At 58.7% G+C, this 20,945-nt stretch carries 17 protein-coding genes; 7 read left to right on the top strand and 10 right to left on the bottom strand.

What is annotated here, in order from left to right; translation table 11 throughout:
• Positions 1–384 precede the first annotated feature (384 nt).
• From AC1D2P_RS00620 to AC1D2P_RS00610, 3 genes are all read left to right on the top strand, one after another.
• Positions 385–636, top strand: a complete 252-nt coding sequence (locus AC1D2P_RS00620; RefSeq protein ID WP_223525276.1) for a hypothetical protein — start codon at positions 385–387, stop codon at positions 634–636.
• 28 nt (positions 637–664) lie between these two features.
• Positions 665–889, top strand: a complete 225-nt coding sequence (locus AC1D2P_RS00615) for a hypothetical protein (protein WP_008019294.1) — start codon at positions 665–667, stop codon at positions 887–889.
• A gap of 68 nt (positions 890–957) precedes the next feature.
• The gene (locus AC1D2P_RS00610; RefSeq protein WP_043302433.1) at positions 958–1,161 is read left to right on the top strand and encodes a hypothetical protein; all 204 of its coding nucleotides are present in this window, start codon (positions 958–960) and stop codon (positions 1,159–1,161) included.
• Positions 1,162–1,799: 638 nt separating this feature from the next.
• Here AC1D2P_RS00610 and AC1D2P_RS00605 read toward each other — a convergent pair.
• Positions 1,800–2,252 carry an Lrp/AsnC family transcriptional regulator gene (locus AC1D2P_RS00605; RefSeq protein ID WP_046032615.1) on the bottom strand — a complete coding sequence of 151 codons (453 nt, stop codon included), beginning with the start codon at positions 2,250–2,252 and terminating at the stop codon, positions 1,800–1,802.
• Positions 2,253–2,441: 189 nt separating this feature from the next.
• Here AC1D2P_RS00605 and AC1D2P_RS00600 point away from each other — a divergent pair, with 189 nt between their 5' ends.
• From AC1D2P_RS00600 to AC1D2P_RS00590, 3 genes are all read left to right on the top strand, one after another.
• Entirely contained in the window at positions 2,442–3,065 is a 624-nt protein-coding gene (locus AC1D2P_RS00600; protein ID WP_477758219.1) for a LysE family translocator, read from the top strand.
• 69 nt (positions 3,066–3,134) lie between these two features.
• Positions 3,135–3,620 (top strand): MaoC family dehydratase, encoded by a 486-nt coding sequence (locus tag AC1D2P_RS00595; protein WP_477758218.1) that lies wholly within the window; start codon positions 3,135–3,137, stop codon positions 3,618–3,620.
• A gap of 334 nt (positions 3,621–3,954) precedes the next feature.
• Entirely contained in the window at positions 3,955–4,821 is an 867-nt protein-coding gene (locus AC1D2P_RS00590; RefSeq protein WP_477758217.1) for a patatin-like phospholipase family protein, read from the top strand.
• An 846-nt stretch (positions 4,822–5,667) separates the two neighbouring features.
• On the opposite strand, the gene AC1D2P_RS00585 is transcribed toward AC1D2P_RS00590, so the two are convergent.
• The 9 genes from AC1D2P_RS00585 to AC1D2P_RS00545 all read right to left on the bottom strand — a co-directional run bounded on the left by AC1D2P_RS00585 (position 5,668) and on the right by AC1D2P_RS00545 (position 19,786).
• Complete coding sequence (locus AC1D2P_RS00585) at positions 5,668–7,788, bottom strand: 3-hydroxyacyl-CoA dehydrogenase NAD-binding domain-containing protein (protein WP_477758215.1); 2,121 nt, start codon at positions 7,786–7,788, stop codon at positions 5,668–5,670.
• A 72-nt stretch (positions 7,789–7,860) separates the two neighbouring features.
• Positions 7,861–9,639, bottom strand: coding sequence for an acyl-CoA dehydrogenase C-terminal domain-containing protein (locus tag AC1D2P_RS00580; RefSeq protein ID WP_477758214.1), 1,779 nt, complete (start codon positions 9,637–9,639; stop codon positions 7,861–7,863).
• 7 nt (positions 9,640–9,646) lie between these two features.
• Positions 9,647–12,139 (bottom strand): efflux RND transporter permease subunit, encoded by a 2,493-nt coding sequence (locus AC1D2P_RS00575; RefSeq protein ID WP_258666419.1) that lies wholly within the window; start codon positions 12,137–12,139, stop codon positions 9,647–9,649.
• A 28-nt stretch (positions 12,140–12,167) separates the two neighbouring features.
• Entirely contained in the window at positions 12,168–13,241 is a 1,074-nt protein-coding gene (locus AC1D2P_RS00570) for a WD40/YVTN/BNR-like repeat-containing protein (RefSeq protein ID WP_223524271.1), read from the bottom strand.
• Between the two features lie 108 nt (positions 13,242–13,349).
• Entirely contained in the window at positions 13,350–14,708 is a 1,359-nt protein-coding gene (locus AC1D2P_RS00565) for a DUF1329 domain-containing protein (RefSeq protein WP_477811286.1), read from the bottom strand.
• A 36-nt stretch (positions 14,709–14,744) separates the two neighbouring features.
• Positions 14,745–16,751, bottom strand: coding sequence for a DUF1302 domain-containing protein (locus AC1D2P_RS00560; RefSeq protein ID WP_477758212.1), 2,007 nt, complete (start codon positions 16,749–16,751; stop codon positions 14,745–14,747).
• 250 nt (positions 16,752–17,001) lie between these two features.
• On the bottom strand, positions 17,002–17,478 hold the full coding sequence (locus AC1D2P_RS00555; RefSeq protein ID WP_095964963.1) for a 2,4'-dihydroxyacetophenone dioxygenase family protein: 477 nt from the start codon (positions 17,476–17,478) through the stop codon (positions 17,002–17,004).
• 114 nt (positions 17,479–17,592) lie between these two features.
• A complete protein-coding gene (locus AC1D2P_RS00550; RefSeq protein ID WP_223524318.1) occupies positions 17,593–18,462 on the bottom strand; it encodes a TauD/TfdA dioxygenase family protein in 870 nt (289 codons plus the stop codon).
• Between the two features lie 271 nt (positions 18,463–18,733).
• Positions 18,734–19,786, bottom strand: coding sequence for an AraC family transcriptional regulator (locus AC1D2P_RS00545; protein ID WP_258666425.1), 1,053 nt, complete (start codon positions 19,784–19,786; stop codon positions 18,734–18,736).
• 108 nt (positions 19,787–19,894) lie between these two features.
• Between AC1D2P_RS00545 and AC1D2P_RS00540 the strand changes: the two genes are divergently transcribed.
• Positions 19,895–20,917, top strand: coding sequence for an alpha/beta fold hydrolase (locus AC1D2P_RS00540; protein WP_258666428.1), 1,023 nt, complete (start codon positions 19,895–19,897; stop codon positions 20,915–20,917).
• Positions 20,918–20,945: the final 28 nt, after the last annotated feature.

Here is a 20,945-nt window from a genome sequence, read left to right as displayed (position 1 = left end):
ACCTACGTCGGCTGGCCAAACTGACATCTCAAGGGCCACCAGTCACGGGATAGGTGCGCCTACACTAAGCCAAAAACCTCAAATTAACCCAATAACGACGCAGCAAAGGTCAACGAAGGGCCGAGAAACCACACAAAGTGGTGAGTAGGCTATCCGGTGGTAGCTGTGCTTGATTTTACTCAGGCTGAAAATCCGACTTTTTCAACAGAATCGGCCGTTCTCTGCCGATCATGGTTACAAAGCGTGCTGGTCAAATCCGATGCAATCGGTGGTCAGAACGAATGCAACGGACTGGTCAGGTCGAATGCAAGCGGGTGATCAAGTAGAGTGCAATTTCGCAGCTGAATATCGGATTAGTGTTGTGGGGGCTTGTAAGGGGTGATGATGGGGCTCAACAAACCAGTGCCGGACCTGAAGCGCGATCTGCAGGGTGTCGCCTCTGATCTGAAGTGGTCGGCCGTGGAGTTAGTTCGGATTGCCGAGCGGCTAAGCCACGCAGGTAATGGACCAGACGCTGAGGCGCTTCGAAGGATGATCACAATCTTCCAGCAAGGTGAGAATCGGTTAGATGTCTGGATTAAAGAAATCGGTGCAGGTCAGGTAGTCCGGCCGGCGAAGGCAGACCACTGCCAATGATCGCGGAAGGGATTGGCAGGAGGTTGTCATGGCACTTAACAAACCCAATCAAGAGTTACGCCGCGACTTGAAAGCCGCTGCATATTCCCTCGAAGAAGCTGCCCTGGAAATGTTCAGGCTTGCAAAACAGCGCGGGGATACAGAGCTTCTGGAGGCAATGGAGACGATCGAAAAGCTGCATGAGCAAGCTGATCGGCTGACTGCTTACACAGATGAGGTGAAGGCGGGAAGGATTGTCCGGAAGGCTGAATAGCCATGCGTCTGGCGGGCGTATTCGCGCTAGATCTGAAATACAAGCAATGCCCTGTAAACGGTTACTCAATGAAGAAGAAGCTGACGGACAGTAAAGCAGCAGTGACTGCTGCTGAAATTGAGCGTTCTATCCAAGCCCTGAACAAAATGGCTGAACGCCTATGGGGGGATGGCCGGGAAGCCGAGGCGAAAGCTCTCCTCGATGCCTTGGACGCATTAAACCGGGCGCTTGATCGGATCAGGATTGGAGAGAGTCGCAGGGTTCTCCATTGAACGGCAGAAACTAGCTGGCGGGTTATGAAGGCGTGAAGAAGTGTGCGGGGGAAGGCGGAGTAGGCACGTGGTATGACGGCGAGATGTTGTAGCGGCTTGGCTGTCGTACCGATGTAACTCAAATGCCCGGTCCAGAGCCGGGCTTCTTGTATCTGCCCCTGTCATGCCTTCGTCACACCTACCAAGCACAATGCAGTCAGCCAAAGGGATTTGGCCCATCTACAGAGAGCCCGGCTAATGTGCCGGGCTTTTTCGTTTCTGCAACATGCTTTTCACCAATCGCTCACATGGTGGAGCGCAGATTAACCCTGCTCCTTTGAAGAATTCCCATTTGGCCCGCCCGCATGCGGGCCATTTTTTTGGTCGCTGCCACGATTTCTACAAGAACTGGAGAAGCGACCATGTCAGATGACTGCGAAATTGCACTCCACTTGACCACCCGCTTGCATTCGACCTGACCAGTCCGTTGCATTCGTTCTGACCACCGATTGCATCGGATTTGACCAGCACGCTTTGTAACCATGATCGGTAGAGAACGACCCTTTGCAGTCGTTCGCAAAAGGCAACAACCGGCCAAGAGCGGTCATCCCTGATTGGCGCAAGACCCTGTTTTAAAGGCGAAGCAGTACCAAACACCATCACAAAGGCAACGGCCTGTCCTGGACAACCCGCTTCATGACCAGCGTCGAAGTCAGCCGCTGCACATTGGGCAATGTCGAGAGGCTTTCATCGTAAAGCCTTTGGAAGGCCGGTAGATCCTGAGTGATGACGTGCAGCAGGTAGTCCGGCTCGCCAAATAACCTCTGGGCATCGACTATCTGAGGTATATCAATGAGTGCCGATTCGAACGCCTCGACCGCCTGCCTGTCACCCTCCCTAAGCGTGGCAAACACCATGGCGGAAAAATTCAGGCCCAATGCGCCGGGATCAAGTTGCGCGCGATAGCCCAGCAACACACCGGACTCCTCCAGTGCCCGCACTCGCCGGTGACAAGGTGAGAGGCTCAGCCCTACACGCTCGGCAAGCTCAGTGACCGAAAGGCGGCCATCCTTTTGCAGCTCAGCAAGAATCTTCCGATCAATTCTATCCACGCAGAATAATCTCCTAACCTGCAACGCCATTGCGACCGTCTTTGAAAGCTAATTCTAACCAGATTTCATTAATCTTCCTCCCACCATTAACAACCGTACTCCTCAAAATGAAACAAGAGGAACGGCCTTGGAATTGAGAGGTGGAATGATGAATGAAGTGTTGAGTGATGAACGGGCGTGGGTGACGCCATGACCTTCAGTGTTTTTGTGGCCTTCTGGGCGGTGTCGATACTGTTTGTGATCACGCCTGGAGCCGATTGGGCCCACGCGATATCCGCGGGCTTGAAGCATCGAGTTGTCATACCCGCCGTGGGCGGACTGTTATCCGGCCACTTGATTGCCACACTGGTGGTAGCCGGTGGTGTTGGCACCTTGGTCGCCAACCACCCTCTGGCCCTGTCAGTGCTGACGATGGCCGGGGCGGGTTATCTGCTTTGGTTGGGCATCAACATGCTCGTGCGCCCCTCTACTCCGCACGCGGATGAGGTTCAGGCGTCAGGCTCCTGGAAGCGCTGGGCGTTCAAGGGGCTTTGCGTCAGCGGGCTGAATCCGAAAGTGTTCCTGCTGTTCCTCGCGCTGTTGCCGCAATTTGCCGACGCCACGGCCCCCTGGCCTGTACCGATGCAGATGATTGCGCTCGGGCTCGTCCACACTATCAGCTGTGGCGTGATCTACCTTCTAGTCGGATTTGGCTCGCAGGTTGTTCTGCGGGCACGTCCAGCCGCCGCTCAACGGGTCAGTCGTTTTTCCGGCGCGGCCATGATCCTCATCGCACTGGCTCTGTTTGCCGAAGGAACTTTGCACTTGAGGTGAGCCCAGGAGAATTTCCCGGGCCCGAGCATACTGTTTGATTTTCCCACCCTCGCCTTACAGGAAGTCGTAATGAATAGCCCAAGAGAACGCGCTGCCGAAGGTCTCAAGGTCGGAGACCGGTTCACGGTAGTCCGTTGCTCTTCAGATGACGATATTCGCCAATTCGCGCAGATTTCACGCGACTACAATCCGGTTCATTGTGATGCACGCTACGCGCAGCTGCGCAGGTTCAAGGCACCCATTGCCCATGGTCTGCTGACTGCCAGCCTGGTCACCGAAATTGGCGGGCAAATTGGTTGGCTGGCGACCGGGATGCGTTTTGAGTTTAAACATCCCGTTTACGCGGGAGAACAGATCACCTGCCACTGGCTCATCGCGGAGATTGATGAGCGGGGTCACGCAAAGGCCGAAGTCAGGATAGTCAACCCGCAAGGTGTCACTGTGGTGGAGGCGACAACCTCGGGTGTGCTGCCAAGAACGGTGGAACGTGAACGCCTCACTCAGATGCTCTCTGAGGGAGATCCCACCAATGGTGCTCTCCGGCCCACGAGTTGATGGTCTGCAACGGGGCAATCTCGGCCATTCGAGACCGGCCGATTCACGTCCTCACGACCGGTTGGATCCACAGCCAAAAGCAGACGATCATATGAAGCTTGACCTGCTCGATATGCTCAAAGGAACCCCAACCTCGGGGGCCTCCCGGAACGTGGTCGCAAGAGACTGATCTCCTATCACCGAAAATGTTACGCACTCATCCCGTTTCCGTTGGGATTCGGCATGGACCGTAACTCCTGACTTGCGAAATATCGATCATCTGGCGGGCTGCCGGAAGCAATGCCGACCCGCCAGCTACACTCATTCGATACATTTCCGCACAGAGACTTCCGCCATGGCGACCAAAACCGCAATCGTATTCGCTGGCGGTGGCAGTTTGGGGGCGGTGCAGGTGGGTATGTTGCGGGCCCTGGTCGAAGCCAATGTTCGATTCGACATGGTGGTTGGTGCTTCGGTAGGCGCTATCAACGGTGCCTACTTTGCAGCAAGACCCGATTCCGATGGCGTCGAGGCTCTCGCCGGATTCTGGCGCGGGCTGAGTAAAACTGACATCTTCCCCCTCTCTTGGTTCGATACCTGTAGAGGATTGATCAAACGGCGTGGCTATCTGTTGCAGCCGTCGGCCTTGAATCGGCTGCTGGGTCAGGCACTGCCCATTCACCGCATTGAGGATGCGGTGCTACCCCTGTACATCGTCACCACCAACCTGCTCAGTGGTGCCGAGACAGTTCTGTCCAGTGGCGAACTCGAGCAGGCGTTACTGGCCAGCGCTGCCATTCCGCTGGTGTTCCCCTGCGTACAAATCGCCGATCAGTTCCTGGTTGACGGTGGCGTGGCAAGCAATACACCGATTTCGACTGCCGTTGCCCTGGGAGCCACCAACGTCGTGGTAATCCCCACCGGAATGAGTTGCGACCTAATGCAACCTCCCCGAGGACTGGTCGCCTTAGCCCTGCACACCGTCAATCTGATGAGCATGCGCCAACTGGTGAGCGACATCGAACACTTCCGCACTTTCACCAGTCTGCACATCGTCCCGCCTTTGTGCCCGGTGGATGTCTCGGTTTTCAACTTTGACCAGACCGAGTCTTTGCTGCAGCGTGCCTACGAGCAGACCCTCCGGTGGCTGGAACGTGGGGGGCTCGAACGCACCAAGGTACCTGGTGCCCTCACCATCCATTCGCATGCCCATGAGCATTGAGTAATGTGAATTACCAAAAAAGAGGCCCGCACCAGCGAACCTTCAGGTCGGAGCACCCAGAACGATGCCTGCTTTTCAAGATCAACCCAACTCAGCTCGCCCTACCTTCGATTAGCCGTCTGGCCGCATCGATGCGCGCCAGTTCGACAAATTCGGCCGGGATGGCGTTGCGGGTGCTACCTGTAGGAACCGCCTATGCGGTCTGGACCGGCATCGGCTGCCGGCACAGCCATCGTCGGAATGTATTGGATGGGTGATGCGGTATCGTTCTGGAAACTTGTCTGGATCGGCATGATCCTGCTGAGCGTCGCCGGACTACGCTGGGCAGCCTAAACAGAGCAAATGCTTAATTTAATTGATTAACAGCCCCATTTTTTAGTCCAGTGAGGAACAGGGAACATAGACGAAGTTAGTCGCTCAGGTTTCGTAGACGCAGCCAATCGTCTACTGATCTCCGATTCTTGCCAGTGCTCGCAGTCTGCTCTGGGTCGACTGCTGCCGGACACGACCGGCAGAGATCGGCCAAAGGCAGTCGGCCAAATCGGCTAAGACAGCGAGTGGGCTGGGAAAGGTCCGAGGGCTGCATTTGATCAGACGCTACCGGTAGGGACTGGCTGAACCTCTACGGGTTGCAGGGCACAGGCAATCAACTCTTTCATAACGTTGTTGGAGGCGCCGTAGAACTCCATCGTTTGGCTAATGGGCTAAAGGTTTAGAGCCAAACGATCGGCATTTATCCAATGTAGTTACTATGCCCGCCCCGCATTCCCCTAATACTTTCTGTTCCGGATTCCAAGGAATAGCAAAGGGCGGCCAGTTTGCGATGGCCGCCAATAGCCGCAAAGATCAAATACGTTCGACGCGGGTCCTGCCAGATGCGACCAGGCGCTCCAGCAAATGTGCTGGCTGGAACCACATGTCTCCATAGGCACCAAGTACCTCTCGGTAATGATCGATACGCTCCAGCACATGTGCAAGCCCCAGCCCTTGGGCGTAATGCATCGGTCCACCGCGCCAGGCAGGGAAGCCATAGCCATTGATCCAGACCAGATCAATGTCGCTACTGCGCTGGGCGATGCCTTCGTCGAGAAGCTGGATACCTTCGTTAACCAGCATCAACACACAACGTTCATGGATTTCCTGATCGCTGATAATGCGACGCGGGATGCCCAGATCGCCTGCAATGCGCTCGGCCAAAACGACCACTTCAGGGTCATCCTTGCGCTCGCGGCCTTCATAGTGGAAATAGCCACGGCCGCTCTTCTGACCATAACGGCCAAGGGCATTGAGCGCGTCGGCCAGCTTACAGTAGCCGGGATCATGAGCGATGACTTCGCGGCGCGACTCGCGGACCAGAAAACTCACATCAATACCGGCCAGATCGTGCATCGCAAACACCCCCATCGCGAGACCCAGGCCGACTAGCACTCTGTCGATTTGCGCTGGTGTCGCGCCTTCTAACAGCAGCCGATGTGCTTCGCGGGAATAGGGTTCGAGCATGCGGTTGCCGATGAAGCCGAAGCACACCCCGGAAACCACCGGGATCTTGCCAATGCGCTTGGCCACTTTCAGCGTAGTGGCCAGGACATCCGGGGCTGTGGCCGCGCCGCGCACTACTTCAAGCAGGCGCATGACATTGGCCGGACTGAAAAAATGCAAGCCGACCACGTCCTGCGGTCGGCACGTAACAGCGGCAATGGCGTCGACATCCAGAGTAGAAGTATTGCTGGCGAGAATCGCCCCCGCCTTGCACACCTCGTCCAGGGTTCGGAACACCTGTTGTTTGATGGCCAGGTTCTCGAACACCGCCTCGATCACCAGGTCAGCGTCGGCGATATCGGCGTAGTCCAGAGTGCCGTGGATCAGCGCCAGTCGCTGCTCCATCTGCTTGGCGGTGAGCTTGCCGCGCTGGACGCTGCTTTCGTAGTTCTTGCAGATCAGTGCCAGACCACGCTCAAGGGCACCGGTCTTGAGTTCCAATAGCGTCACCGCCATGCCCGTGTTTGCGAAGTTCATGGCAATCCCTGCGCCCATGGTGCCGGCACCAATGACCGCGACCCGGTTGACCGGACGAATCGACGTGCCGGCGTCCAGCCCCGGCAACTTGCCGACTTCACGCTCCGCGAAGAACACATGGCGCAGGGCCTCGGACTCGGTGGAAGCCTCGGCCTCTTTGAACAGCTCGCCCTCGCGGGCCAGGCCCTCGGCCAGCGGCAGATTGCAGGCTGCTTCAATCGCCGCCACCACCCGTTGCGGCGCGCTCTGGCCTTTCCAGCGCGACTGATTCGCCGCGCGATAGTCGGCGAAATAACCCGGCAGCAAGGCTGTACCCGGGGTTGGGTGCGGCCAGTTCGGGCGGCACGGGCGGCCCGGCGCCTGTCTGTGAATCAGTGCCAAGGCCAGTGTCTTGGCCGTTTCGAGCAAACTATCCGCGGTGGGTGCCACCCAATCCAGCAGCCCCAGCACCTGTGCTCGATGGGTGCCGATCAGCTCGCCGGACGCAATATATTTCAGCGCCGCAGCGGCGCCAATCAGACGCGGCAAACGCTGCGTACCACCAGCGCCGGGCAGCAAGCCAAGCTTGATTTCCGGCAGGCCCAAGCGCGCGCCGGCTTCAGCCACCCGGTAGCCGCAGGCCATGGCGAGCTCAAGCCCACCACCCAATGCCGGCCCACCGATGGCGGCGATTAGCGGTTTGTCTAACTCGGTCAGACGGCTCAGCAGACTTGGCAGGTCCGGCGCGGCGAAGGACGCAGGGCTACCAAACTCGGAAATGTCAGCGCCGGCGCTAAACACAGAACCTTCGCCGTGGAGAATAATCGCTTTCACGCTGGCGTCCGCGGCGGCGCGTTCACAGGCCTCCAGCAATTGTTCGCGCAACGCCTGGCCGAGAGCGTTAACGGGAGCACTGGCAAGGCCGATCAAGGCCAGCGGTCCTTCGCAGCGATAATTGATTAAGCTATTCATAGGTGATCTCTCTGGCGGATGAAGCAAACAAGCTGTCTTCACCCAGTTGGTTCTTCCTGAAACTGATCATGTTCAGAACTGTGCGGCATCCAGCAAATAGAGGCTGTCACTACCCGCCTTGACTGAGGCGCTGAGCGAGTGGATACGGGGTAGCACRCGAGCGAAATAGAAGCGTGCCGTACCCATCTTGCTGGCGTAGAAATCATCCTCGGCCTGTTTGCCCATGGCCGCCTTGGCCATGCGCGCCCACATATAGGCGTAGGCGGTGTAGCCGAACACGTGCAGGTACTCGACCGAGGCGGCGCCGATTTCATTCGGGTTGTTTTGCGCCCGATCCAGCAGCCACGCAGTCAGCTCATCGAGGGTATCGACAGCTGCGTTCAGCGGCTGGGTAAACTCGCCGAGATCGGCACAGGCATTGGCGGTGAAGTGGCGAATTTCTGAAGCGAACAAGCGGTAAAGCGCCCCGCCGCTGCCGACGATTTTGCGCCCGGCCAGGTCCAGCGACTGGATGCCGTTGGTGCCTTCGTAGATCTGGGTGATGCGCACGTCGCGCACCAGTTGTTCCTGGCCCCATTCGCGAATGTAGCCGTGGCCGCCGAAGATCATCTGACCGTGCAACGTGGTTTCCAGACCCATGTCGGTGAGGAATGCCTTGGCCACCGGGGTCAGCAGCGCCACCAAATCCTGGGCGCGGTTGCGGGCGACTTCATCTTCGCTGTACTTGGCGGTGTCCAGTTGCAGAGCCACATAGCTGGAGAACGCACGGCCGCCTTCATTTAAGGCCTTCATGGTCAGCAACATACGGCGCACGTCCGGGTGCACGATGATCGGATCAGCGGCTTTTTCACTCTCCTGCGGACCCGTCGGGGCACGGCTCTGAATACGCTCGCGGGCATACTCGACGGCGTTCTGATAGGAGCGCTCGCCTTGTGCCAGACCCTGAATACCGACGCCCAGACGCTCGTAGTTCATCATGGTGAACATCGCCGCCAGCCCCTTGTTCGGCGCGTCGACGATCCAGCCGGTGGCGCCGTCAAAGTTCATCACGCAAGTGGCCGAGGCCTTGATGCCCATCTTGTGCTCGATGGAGCCGCAGGACAGCGCGTTACGATCGCCCAGCGAGCCGTCACCATTGACCAGCACCTTCGGCACCAAAAACAGCGAAATGCCTTTTGCCCCGGCGGGAGCACCCGGCAGTTTGGCCAGTACCAGGTGGATGATATTTTCGCTCAGATCGTGTTCGCCACCGCTGATGAAAATCTTGCTGCCGCGGATTGTGTAGCTGCCATCAGCCTGGGGCTCGGCCTTGGTGCGGATCAACCCCAGATCGGTGCCGGCGTGGGCTTCGGTCAGGCACATCGAACCGGTCCAGGTGCCGGCGTACATGTTTGGCAGATAGCGTTCCTTGAGTTCCTGGCTGGCGTGGGCCTTGAGTGCCAGGCAGGCACCCGCCGTCAGCATTGGGTACAGACCGAACGACAGATTGGCCGAGTTGACCATTTCTTCAATCTGGGCGGAGATCGCCTTGGGCATGCCCATGCCGCCAAACTCAGGATCGCCACCGACACCGCCCCAGCCACCTTCGGCAAAGGCACGATAGGCTGCCGGGAAACCGTCCGGCGTGGACACTTCACCGTCGTTCCAGGTGCAGCCTTGCTCGTCGCCACTGCGCAACAGCGGAGCGATGATATCTGTGCTGATGTTGCCGGCCTCTTCAAGGATCGCGGCTGCCGTCTCTTCGTCGATCACCTCGGCCAACCCGGGCAATTGAGCCCAAAGTCTGGACACCTCGAAGACTTCATTGAGAACGAAGCGCATGTCGCGCAGGGGGGCTTTGTAAACAGACATGATTGGCTTACTCGGACATTGTGAGGGCATGTGGCACGCCCGGTTTGTTGGAATTGTCGCTATCGCTGGTCTGCCTCCCCGGCTCAGCCGGCGCAGCACGACGGTTCAGCGAGGGCCCACGCAACAGGAAGTAGGACAGGGCCGGAATCAGGATCAGCGCGCCGAGCATGTTCCACAGGAACATGAAGGTCAGCAGGATGCCCATGTCGGCCTGAAACTTGATCGGTGACCAGGCCCAGCTCACTACACCGGCTGCCAGCGTGATGCCGACCAGGCCGACCACCCGACCGGTGAAGGCCACGGCGTTGCGGTAGGCTTCGGACAGCGGCATACCGCTGCGTTGGTAATGCAACTGCACGCTGAGCAGGTACAGCGCGTAATCCACACCGATACCCACACCCAGGGCAATAACCGGCAAGGTGGCGACTTTCACGCCGATGCCCATGGCGACCATCAAGGCCTCGCAGAGGATCGAGGTCAGTACCAGCGGCAAAAGCGCCACCAGCGTGGCGCGCCAGCTGCGGAAGGTGATCAGGCAGAACAGCGTCACCGCCAGGTACACGTACAGCAGCATGGTGTGATTGGCTTCACGCACCACGATATTGGTTGCCGCCTCGATACCCGCAGTTCCGGCGGCCAGCAGGAACTGGCGATCCGGGGTGCTGTTTTCCCTGGCGAACTTGTCGGCGATGGCGACCACCGCATCCAGGGTTTCGGCCTTGTGGTCCTTGAGGTAGGCAATGACCGGCATGACCGAACAGTTGTTGTTGAACAGCTCCGGCGCATTGACCGAGGCCTGTTGCGCGCCGTAGTTCAACACGTCTTGATTGCGCTGGATGTTATTGAGCTTGGGGTTGCCCTCGAAAGATCCGGCAGTGATCTGGCGCACCGCATTGACCAGCGATGAGGTCGCTTGCACTCCCGGATATTGCTGCAGTTCCCAGGCCAGGCGGTCGGCCAGGACCAGCGTCTGATAATTCAGGCAGCCCTCTGGCGGAGTCTTGATCATCACTGCGAACAGGTCGCTGGACAGCGCGTAATGGCCAGTGATGTAGGCGTTATCGCGGTTGTAGCGCGAGTCGGCACGCAGCTCCGGAGCACCACTGTCGAGGTCGCCGATCTTCAGATGCGTACTGACGGCGAAACCGGCAATACCCAACACCAAGGCACCTAGTACAGTGCCGATAGCCCAGTTGCGAGTGGTGAAGCGGTCGAGCAAGTCCCACAATTTTCCGAAGCCACGATGCGCTGCAGCGCGGCTGTCGATCTTCAAGGCGCGCTCGGCGGCCTTCTTGCCAACGCCGACGTACGACAGCGCGACCGGCATCAGCAATAGAGAGGTGAAGATCAGGACCGCGACACCAATACTGGCGGTAATGGCCAGGTCCTGGATCACCGGGATGTCGATCAGCATCAGCACCGCAAAACCCACGGCGTCGGCCAACAGCGCAGTGACCCCGGCGATGAACAGGCGGCGGAAGGTGTAGCGCGCAGCGATCAGTTTATGGGTGCCGCGGGCGATGTCCTGCATGATGCCGTTCATTTTCTGCGCGGCGTGGGACACGCCGATGGCGAAGATCAAAAACGGCACCAGCACCGAGTACGGGTCTATCGCATAACCCAGCCAGGCGACGATGCCCAGCTGCCAGACCACTGCGATCAGCGAGCAGCCAACTACCAGCAGGGTGCTGCGCACGCAGCGAGTGTAGGCGTAGATGATCACCAGCGAGGTGACCACGGCCAGGCCGAAAAACATCATTACCTGGATCAGGCCGTCAATCAGGTCGCCGACCAACTTGGCGAAGCCGATCACGTGGACTTTGTATTTGCCGGAGCCCTCCTTGTCATGCATTTGCCTTTCAAGTTTCTTGGCGAACGTGTGGTAGTCGACGCTGTGTCCGGTTGCCGAAGCAGTGTCGAGCAACGGCACGATCAACATGGTGGACTTGAAGTCGCTGGCTACCAGATTACCGACAATGCCGGAGCGGTTGATGTTCTCGCGCAGTTGTTCGATATCCGCCGGCGTACCCTGATAGGTGTCGGGCATCACCGGTCCACCCTGGAAACCTTCCTCGGTGACTTCGGTCCAGCGTACTGACGGGCTCCACAGCGACTTCATCCATGCGCGGTCGACGCCTTCGGTGAGGAACAGTTCGTCGTTAACCTGTTTGAGCACGTTCAGGTAATCGGGGTCGAAGACGTCTCCTTCGGTGTTTTCAACCACCACCCGCACCGAGCTGCCCAAGCCGCGCAAAGACTTGCGGTTCTCCAGGAAATTTTTAATGTACGGCTGGCTCTGCGGAATCATCTTCTCGAAGCTGGGACGCAGCTCGAGACGGGTCGCCATCATGTAACCCAGTACCAGGGTGATCACTGCCATGAGCAACATGAACAGGGGGCGGTGATTGAAGACCCACCTTTCCAGCCGGTTTCCGGAACTTCGATCGAAGTCTTGCAAGTTGCAAATCACCGGCATCGTGTCTTGTTGGATATTGCCCATGTCTGGGTACCTCGAATTGATACAGTTCTTATTCTTGTGAAAGCACGCGCGCACCACGGTTGCCGACCAACACCAATGTGCCGTCGGCTGCCTGAACGGCGCCGGCAACCGGTGACGGGTTTTGCTGAGCCATCAATTTCAAGCCTTGCCCGCCATCCTGGCTGACCAACCGTTGCCCGGCCTGGGTAAACAGCTCGTAATGGCCGTCGGTGTCCAGGGTGGCGGCGGTGATGTTCACTTGCAGCCCCGTATTGAGTGGGGTCCAGTTGGCGCCGCCATCGGTGCTGCGAAACACATGTCCGCGCAGCCCGTAGACCAGGACTTCGCCAGGCTTGCCGACCACACCGAAAAAGCTGCCTTGATAAGGTGTTGGCAGAGCCAGGAAACGCTGCTGCGTGTCATCGAATTTGAGCAGCAAGCCCTGTTCGCCGGCGATGTACAGCGCATCGCCGGCAGCGGCGATGGCATTGAGGTGCAGCCCCTGCGGGTTATCGATACGGTCCTGGAACGGGGTCCAGTGCTTGCCACCGTCTTCAGTGCGCAGGATCAGATTGAATACACCCACCACGTAACCGAGTTGGTCATTGGCGAACCAGACGTCGAGCAGCGGCTTGTCGGCGCCCTCTTTCGTCAACCGCTGGCCGTCTTCGACGAGCTGCGGCCATTGTTCATTGCCAGGTTCTGCCTGGGCCAGGGCGCTGTAGTGCTTGACCAGCAAGTCGCCGATCTGGCGGCCATCGAGTTGTTTGCTCCAGGTTGCGCCGGCATCGCTGCTGTGCAGCACGACACCATCGCTACCCACGGACCAACCTTGTTGTGGCGTAGGAAACGAGACGGCATTGAGGTCAGCACTGACCGGCACACTGGCCTGAAGCCAGTTCTTGCCGTAGTCGTCGGAGTAGAGAATGTGACCACGCTGCCCAACAGCGACCAGCCGATCACCCGCGCGGGCCGTGGCCAGCAAAGGGCTGCGCACGGCCAGGGTACTGAGCCTGGCTGGCTGGTCCAGCACGTCAATGAAGTTGGTGGCCTGGGCGATTCCCTGTGACAGAACCAGTGAGCCGCCCAGTGCCAGCAACAGGCACTTTTTGTAAGAACCCATACTGCATCCTCTTGAGAAAACTGCGCTGGGGCGCGCAAGGCGCACCCGGCGCTGGAGTCAGGCGCCCAGTTAGGGTGTGAATCATCTGGGCGCTTTATCGCGGGATGCTTAGCGGATGCCTGCACCGGCCAGGGACTCAGCTGACCACTGCGCCTTGGAGAGCGGCTCGATGTACTTGATGCCGCCGTAGGGACCTACCACACCATTGATGTTGTAGGACCCGCCGACCAGGTCGTAGATCATGAACGGCGTAGAGTCCGGCACCTGTTTGTCATAGCTCTGGCTGAGGAAAGCGAAGGAACCACGGTAGAGCTGACCATGTGCGTCGTACTGGTCGGAAGCCAAAGCTGTCCAGCTGTCTTCATCCAGGTAGAAGCGACGCTTCTGGTAGRTGTGACGAGCACCTGGCTTGAGATTGCCTTCAACGACCCACACACGGTGTTTCTCCCAACGCACGAAGTCGGGTGACAGGTGGTTAGGGGTGGTCAGCGATTTGGGGTCTGCAACGTAGGTCAGCTTGTAGGTGTTGTAAGGCAGGATCATTTCCTGCTTGCCCACCAGCGTCCAGTCGTAGCGGTCCAGCGCGCCGTTGAACACAAACCCGTCATCGAAGGTCCCGGCACCGGAGGTACCTGGGTTAGGCGTGTCATAGGCCAGGCTGGGAGCCAACTTGACTCGCCGCTGGCCCGGCAGGTACTGCCAGGCGCGGCGTGGTTGTTGCAACGGGTCGGCGGCGTCCTTGATCATCAGCGCCTCGCCGGCACGACGTGCGGGACCTGTGTAGGCCACCTTGATCTGGTAGTACACGTCGGCACTGCTGATCGGCTGCGACATGTTCTCGTAGATTGGGTAGTTGATGAACGTCTGTCCGGTAGTGGCCAGGCTTGGCACCCCCGCCGAGTCAACGTTCCAGGAATCATACTTGGTGGTGATGTTGACGCCCTGGTAACGCAGCAGGAAGTTCCACATCGCTTCGGCACCATTGTGCGGGACCGGGAACGGCACACCAGGCAGAACGTTATCGATGGCCAGGCCGCCTTGCAGGGACTTGGCGCCGCTGGCGTTTTTCACGCTGTTGTCCAGCACATTCTGAGGCAACGCAACGGTGCGGTGAGTCGGGTAGACATCAACACGAAACGTGGGAAAACGCTTGGCCAGCTCAGCCGTGGTGGCAGTGAGCATGCCCTTGTATTTGTCGACGTTCTTGCCATCGATCACCAGCAGCGGCTTCTCGCTGGCAAAGGGGTCCGGACGCATGGTGTCGCCCGATTTGAAGCTGGCCGGCGCGGTGGTCAGGCCACCGGCGTAGGCAGGAATCGATCCATCCGCATTGGCGGCTTTTTCAGCGCCGACCATCGTCAGGCTGGTGCCGAGCTTGGCAGCTTCCTCGGCGGTTGCGGCCGCCTGCGCATGTGCGCCCAACGTCATGGCCAGGGAAGCGGCCAGTAAAGTTTTGACGAATTTCATGTTGTTCTCCTGCTTAGTATCTAAGCAATGGGTGTATCAGAAGGTGGTTTTCAGCGTCAGGTACACAGCGCCACGGTCTTCTGTGGTTGCGCCGCCTCCCGAGAAGGCCGAATAGCCACCGGCGTAGCAGGCATAGTTCTCGTTGCCACTGAAGGCGTTCGGGGTCGATCCATCGCCACTTCCGGCGTTGGCTGCACCGGTGCTGTTGCCGCTGACGTTGCACTTGTCAGTCTTGCCAAAGGAATCCACATACTTGAGATCGACAAAGTATTTGTTGTAAACGATGGCGCCGATGCCAGCGGCGTAGGTACCAGTGTCCTTGGCGCCACCGCCGACCACAGGGGAAACACCATCGAGGCCAACGTTCACGGACATCGGCGTGTTCAAGTCCACGCCCGGAAACACCTGGTACCAGGTCGGTGTGAAGTTGACGGCGATACCCCAGTTGTCGCGGGTCGGCGCATCGATACCGCGGTAAGTGCTCTTGCCTTTGTAGAGTGCCGAGTTCTTGTCATCGAGCTTGAGCAGGTTGCTGTAATACAGTTCGGCGAGCAGCACGGCCTGGTCGTACACCGGCGTCTTGGACAGGGTCATCAAACCGTTGAGCGTCCAGTGCAGCGTTTCGCCGGTGGCGCTCATGCTGTCGCCGTTGTGCGGGACGTCGTAAATGACGCCAGTGGCCGCGGTACGTGCTGGCAACAGGCCAAGACCTTGCCCGAAGCCCAGCGGGCTGGTGGAACTGACGATGGCCGGGATACTGGCCAGCGGCATGTTTTCGCGAATGTTCAGGTCGCTGCCAACACTGATGCCGCCGAAATCCTTGGACAGGCTCAAACCGTAGATATCGATATCGTCGGAGTACGCCAGTTGATAAGTGGCGGTGCTCAACGAGTTCAACGTGTTGACAACAGCCGGCACCTGGCCCGCTGGACGCGTGCCATTGGGGTTGGCCGAGGTGACCCCGCGAGTGTCGAGCCAGGCCTGCGGCAGGATGTCCGAGGTCTTGCGGTAGTAGACGCCGAGGGTGCCGTCCAGCCACTCCGGTGACCACTTGGCCATTACGCCCCAGTCGCCTTGATTGCCAGGGTTCAGGTCATGACCACGAACCACGTTGGTCAATGCGTTGCAGGGGGCGACGCCGCAACCGAGCGGGCTGCCCGGCGTGATGGAGTTGGTGTTGCCGAGCAGGAACGACTGCGCGCCGAAGCCCACCAAGTCGGAACCGCCATAGTAGGTGCCCGCTTCCGGGAGACGCGCAGCATCCCATTTCAGGAAATACTGGGCCCCCACGGTCAACTCCGGATTGACAGTGAACGACATCGACAGCTGGTTACGCGGAACGAACAGCTCCTTGGCTTCAGTACCCGGCGATGCGGCGAGCTTGGCGAGATCGAGGCCGGACTGGCCGTAGCTGACCGAATGCACCGGGTTGAGAATGGTCTCACCCCAGAACACGTTGTGCTGGCCGGCCTTGACACTCAGCATCGACTCCTCGCCCACTTCGGTGCTGTAGAACACGAAGGCATCGAGGATTTCCCCGGACGGACCGGTGTAGTAACGCTGGGCGTAGTTGCTCAGGTGCGGACTGCCATTGCCGACGTTGTCGTTGGTGACACCGGCCAGGCGCGGGTCGTTGGCGACCAGGCCAGAGCGTGCATCATTGCCGTTGACGAACGGGTTGGAGTTGGAACCGGTGTTCTCATAGGCTTTGTCGTACCAACTGGCGGCGCTGACACGAAAGCCCATGTTCTGTTTATAAACAACATCCATCTCGGTCAACAGGTCGACACGGTTGGTGATGTTGGTCCCGGACTTGCGGAAGTTGTAATCACCATCATTGTTGTTCGGCGAGCCGAGCATGCGCTTGTCGGCGCTTTCGGTGCGTACGCCGTAGTTGTACTTGACGGTGTTGTCCAGGCGCACAGACCAATCCGGGCTACCGGTATCGAACTCGAACGCGTGGCCGGCGACCGGCATGATTGCAACGACAACAGCAATGGCCAGCGGACTGCGACGCAAGGTGAAGGGCTGACTGTGTTTCATATGGCTAGCTCCACTTTTTATTATTGTTAGGGATGCTTGGATCAACGAAATCCCGCCCACGGCCTGACAAACAGGAGCTGACGGGTCGACACCAGAGATCGCTGTCGTTGAACCTGTCACCTGTTACCGGCAAGCAGCAGAAAGGACGTAGTAACCTGACACCCGAACAGTTAGTTGAACTGCTCGGTTATGGCGGGCGGCCCCGACACCAGCTTCGTGGATAGCTATCGGTGTCGAGGGCCCTTTAGCCTTAGTGGAAGGCTGTAAGATCCTGTGGTTCGATCCCGTTCGCCTCGCAGTAATTCATGTAGCGCTGAAGCGAGGTTTTCCAGTTCTCGATGGCCAGGACCTTGTCGTTTTCATCGACGAAGATGAGGTCGCCGCTCACGATCACCAGCGTCACCATGTAGTCACCGTCTTCAGTGCTGACCACTTCCGGCTGGTGAGTGGATGCGGCGGTCTCGTAGACAACGCTGCCCGGACCCGCAATCCAGTCGTGCTCTTTGTACTTCCAGTGGCCTTCGATGGTGTAGACGATGACGGTGCCAGAGTGATGGTGCTTGGGCAGGACCATGTCGATGGGCGCCTTCATCATCACAATGATCTCGCCGCGAATTGGGTCGAGCTTGAAGTACTTCAGCAGGACGTTGTCTGCAAAAGGGGTGAAGGGAACCCAAGGCAGCGACTCGCCGTGCATGACGGCTGTTTCAACTTGTTGAAAAAGCATAACTATCTCCGTTTCTATTGTTTTTTCCAGAAGCTGACCGCGCGGTTTGACCGACGGCGATGCACGCGCTCGACTGATCCAGCACGAGGCGAAGACCTCTGGGAATTGGGTGAATCAGTTAAGAGGGGTACCGGTCAATGTCGCGCGCAGCATCTTGCGCGGTGCATTGCCGTAATCGGCTACTGCGTAGTGCTGGCACAGCAGGTTGTCCCACATCGCGACCGTGTTGGGTCGCCACTTCAGACGCACCTGGTATTCCGGAATCGCGGCCTGGGAAATCAGGTAATTCAACAGAGTATTGGCTTCTGGCTTGAAGTCCTGGCCGCAGCGGACGTCCTTGAAGGTGTAAAAGTTCGAGAAATGGGTGGTGAACGCCGAGTTGACGAACAACACCTTTTCGCCCGTCTCAGGATGGATAAGCACAACCGGGTGCTCAGCGACGGGGTTCTTCGCGGCCATCGCGTGACGATCAGCGATCGGCATCTGGGCGAAAAAGGCGTGCTCGGCATCGTGCTTGGCGTACATGCCATCGATTCGTTGTTTGATGGCCTCAGGCAGGCTTTCATAGGCCATCACCATGTTGGACCAAATGGTGTCGCCGCCGGACTCCGGACCCAGTTCACAGCGCAACACCGCGCCGCGGGGCGGCGCCTTCTTGAAAGTGACATCGGCATGCCACAGGTTTTCGCGGCTGATCTTTTCGACCATATTCTGCTTGTTGGGGTCGAGATTGCGGTACAGCATCAGCAACTTGTCCGCCTCAGGATGGCTGGGCGCAACGGGATGAGCTTCCAGTTCGGCGAATTGCGCCGCGAAATTCTGTTGCTCCATCGGAGTGATGTCCTGATCGCGAAAGAACAGCACTTTGTGTTTGAGCCACAGCGCCCGGATCTCTGCGATCATTTCAGGGTCTTGGGCAGCGTCGGCCAGGCTGATGTTGCTGATCTCGGCGCCGATGTTCGGCGTGCACAGTTCAACCTTAATCGAATGTCGAAGAGCCGAAGGACGGACAATCGCCGGGGATGGCGATGAACTGTTTTGGAAAGCTGTTTTTTTTATCATTGAAATCTCCAGTCTCTGGCGTACGCCGGCATGCAATCGCATGCCCGGCAAATCAGACAGGATCAAAGCGAGCCAGTGGCACCGTTTCGGTTCCTTGGAGAGATGCTAGGGATTGCCGTCGCCCCGGCTTTTGCAAGACGGGACAACTTGTTGGCATTTTCGGACAACGAGGGCGGCTGGGTATCCGGCTTCGTCAAGGCTTTCCGGGAGGGCTCGGTGCGATTTGGGTGGACCCGGTTGCCGCCCGCCCACGATGCTGTATGGCCCACTCCGACGGGGACATGCTGAACTGGTGACGGAACCAGCGAGAGAAATCCGCACCGGATGAAAAACCCACCAGCCCCGCGATTTCGTAGAGCTTGCGCTTGCTGGTCAACAGATACTCTTCGGCGAGTTCGACGCGCACCGCATTGACCACGGAAAGCCCCGTCTCGCCAACTTCCGCCAGGCGCCGATTGAGTGTGCGGCGATGCAACCCCAAGTGCTCGGCGACACGATCGATCGAACAGGTTCCGGTGGGCAGCAGTACTCTGATGACCTGGCGCGCCTGATCCAGAGGCTCATCGCCCTCGTCCGTCAACTGCATGTCCAGCCAGCGCTTCACTTCTCGATTGAGCTTGGGTGTGGCAGCGGCAATGGGCAGGTCCACGTCGCGAGCCCGACAGACAATGCCGTTGAACTCCTGCCCAAAGTCGATTGCCGTTCCGAGCACCCGGCGATGAACGTCCATCTTGGCTGGACGTTCGTGGCTGAAACAGATGTTCACCGGTTTGAAAGCATCGTGCGCGAGCGCCCGATAGGACCGAAAAATAATACCTGTTGAGATTTCGACCACCTGACGCAAAAGCCCCGGGTATTTCTGCTGGATATCCACATGTAGAAGCACCAGATCTCCGGCGTCTTCAAGGCGCAACTGCACACCGGCGTTATGAAGCCGCATATAGCGCGCAGACGACTCCATCGCCGCGCGCAGAGTGGGCTCCTCACGCATCATCAGGGCCAGCATGCCAAAGTCGGCCAAGTCTCGGCGCTCCGCCATCAACAGGCCGAAGGCTTCCTGGCCGGAAAGCCGTGCCGACTCTTCCAGCAGCCAGCAAACCGAATAGCCGTTGATCAGAAGATTCGGATCGTCAAGCACGCGGGGGGGCAATTTGGCCAGCCGCAACATCCGGAACGGGTCCAGCCCAACTGCGTGGGCGATGGACGCATAGCCGGTCAAACAGGCACTGCGAATCAGGCTGGACATGCGATCACCCCGTCCCGTTTTGATAAGTTGGTGTCCTGAATAGCCAAACTCAACCACCCCTATCTCGTCAAGCTCTTCCCATACAACAACAAGATGACGAGTACTGCGATGAATTTGGAACATTTCCAGGACCAGCCCCTGCGGGACGTTGACGCTCCAGACGCGTTCGCTCACCACTTCGTTGAGATCAACGGCATCCGGATGCACTACGTCGAGGAAGGCCAGGGCCCCCTGATCATCCTCCTACATGGATTCCCCTACCTCTGGTACATGTGGCGGCGACAGATCCCGGCCTTGGCAGCTGCTGGTTATCGGGTGGTCGCGCCTGACCTGCGAGGTTTCGGCATGTCCGATAGCCCAGCGGCGGTAGAGGCCTATGACATGAGCCAAGCGGTGGGTGACATCGTCTGCCTGATGGAAGCCTTGGATGAAACCTCGGCGATCGTCGTCGGCCACGACCTCGGTGCGTGGGTAGCCCAAGCCTGCGCCATGCTGCGGCCCGAGCTGTTTCGTGCACTGGTCATGCTGAACACGCCGGTGCCTCCGCGCGGACGGATCAGGCCCACGGATGGGCTGCGGGCGATGGCCAAGGGCAAGGGCTACCACCACCTGTACTTCCAGCAGCTGGAAAAGCCGGACCGTGAACTGGCCGCCGACACGCGCAAGACCTTGCGCAGCATCTTCTACTCGGTCTCGGGCGATGCGGTCGGTGCCGAGCGCTGGCGCCTGTTCATCGAGCCGGACGAGCCCATCCTCAATGCTTTCACCGACCCTGTTGCGTTCCCCGCCTGGTTGAGCCCGCAAGCGATTGACTACTACGTGGATGAGTACACCCGTGCCGGTTTCACCGGCCCCCTGAACTACTACCGCTGCCGCGACCGCAACTGGGAGATCTCCGCTTTTCTCGATGGCGCAGTGATAAAGCAGCCCAGCATGTTCATCGGCGGTGCCAACGACCCCTCCATCGAACCGCCACAGATTCACGGGCTATATGACCAGCTCGAAACCTACCTGGTCGGGCTGCGCAAAAAGTTACTGCTAGCCGGTGTGGGCCACGCCGCGGCGGAAGAAGCGCCAGAGCAGATCAACGCGTTGCTTCTCGAGTTCCTCGAACAACTGGACGACAACTGAGTCGGTCCCTCGTTGGCTATACGCCAAG

The sequence above is a fragment of the Pseudomonas sp. P1_F1_2 genome (assembly GCF_056405815.1).
The sequence above is the reverse complement of the archived record's forward strand: the minus strand, read 5'-3'. Positions and strand labels throughout refer to the sequence as shown.

Bases quoted from the DNA above. Each gene is read 5' to 3' on its own strand.
- AC1D2P_RS00620 (WP_223525276.1), top strand. From the start codon at position 385: ATGGGGCTCAACAAACCAGTGCCGGACCTGAAGCGCGATCTGCAGGGT.
- AC1D2P_RS00615 (WP_008019294.1), top strand. From the start codon at position 665: ATGGCACTTAACAAACCCAATCAAGAGTTACGCCGCGACTTGAAAGCC.
- AC1D2P_RS00610 (WP_043302433.1), top strand. From the start codon at position 958: ATGAAGAAGAAGCTGACGGACAGTAAAGCAGCAGTGACTGCTGCTGAA.
- AC1D2P_RS00600 (WP_477758219.1), top strand. From the start codon at position 2,442: ATGACCTTCAGTGTTTTTGTGGCCTTCTGGGCGGTGTCGATACTGTTT.
- AC1D2P_RS00595 (WP_477758218.1), top strand. From the start codon at position 3,135: ATGAATAGCCCAAGAGAACGCGCTGCCGAAGGTCTCAAGGTCGGAGAC.
- AC1D2P_RS00590 (WP_477758217.1), top strand. From the start codon at position 3,955: ATGGCGACCAAAACCGCAATCGTATTCGCTGGCGGTGGCAGTTTGGGG.
- AC1D2P_RS00585 (WP_477758215.1), bottom strand. From the start codon at position 7,788: ATGAATAGCTTAATCAATTATCGCTGCGAAGGACCGCTGGCCTTGATC.
- AC1D2P_RS00575 (WP_258666419.1), bottom strand. From the start codon at position 12,139: ATGGGCAATATCCAACAAGACACGATGCCGGTGATTTGCAACTTGCAA.
- AC1D2P_RS00570 (WP_223524271.1), bottom strand. From the start codon at position 13,241: ATGGGTTCTTACAAAAAGTGCCTGTTGCTGGCACTGGGCGGCTCACTG.
- AC1D2P_RS00560 (WP_477758212.1), bottom strand. From the start codon at position 16,751: ATGAAACACAGTCAGCCCTTCACCTTGCGTCGCAGTCCGCTGGCCATT.
- AC1D2P_RS00555 (WP_095964963.1), bottom strand. From the start codon at position 17,478: ATGCTTTTTCAACAAGTTGAAACAGCCGTCATGCACGGCGAGTCGCTG.
- AC1D2P_RS00545 (WP_258666425.1), bottom strand. From the start codon at position 19,786: ATGTCCAGCCTGATTCGCAGTGCCTGTTTGACCGGCTATGCGTCCATC.
- AC1D2P_RS00540 (WP_258666428.1), top strand. From the start codon at position 19,895: ATGAATTTGGAACATTTCCAGGACCAGCCCCTGCGGGACGTTGACGCT.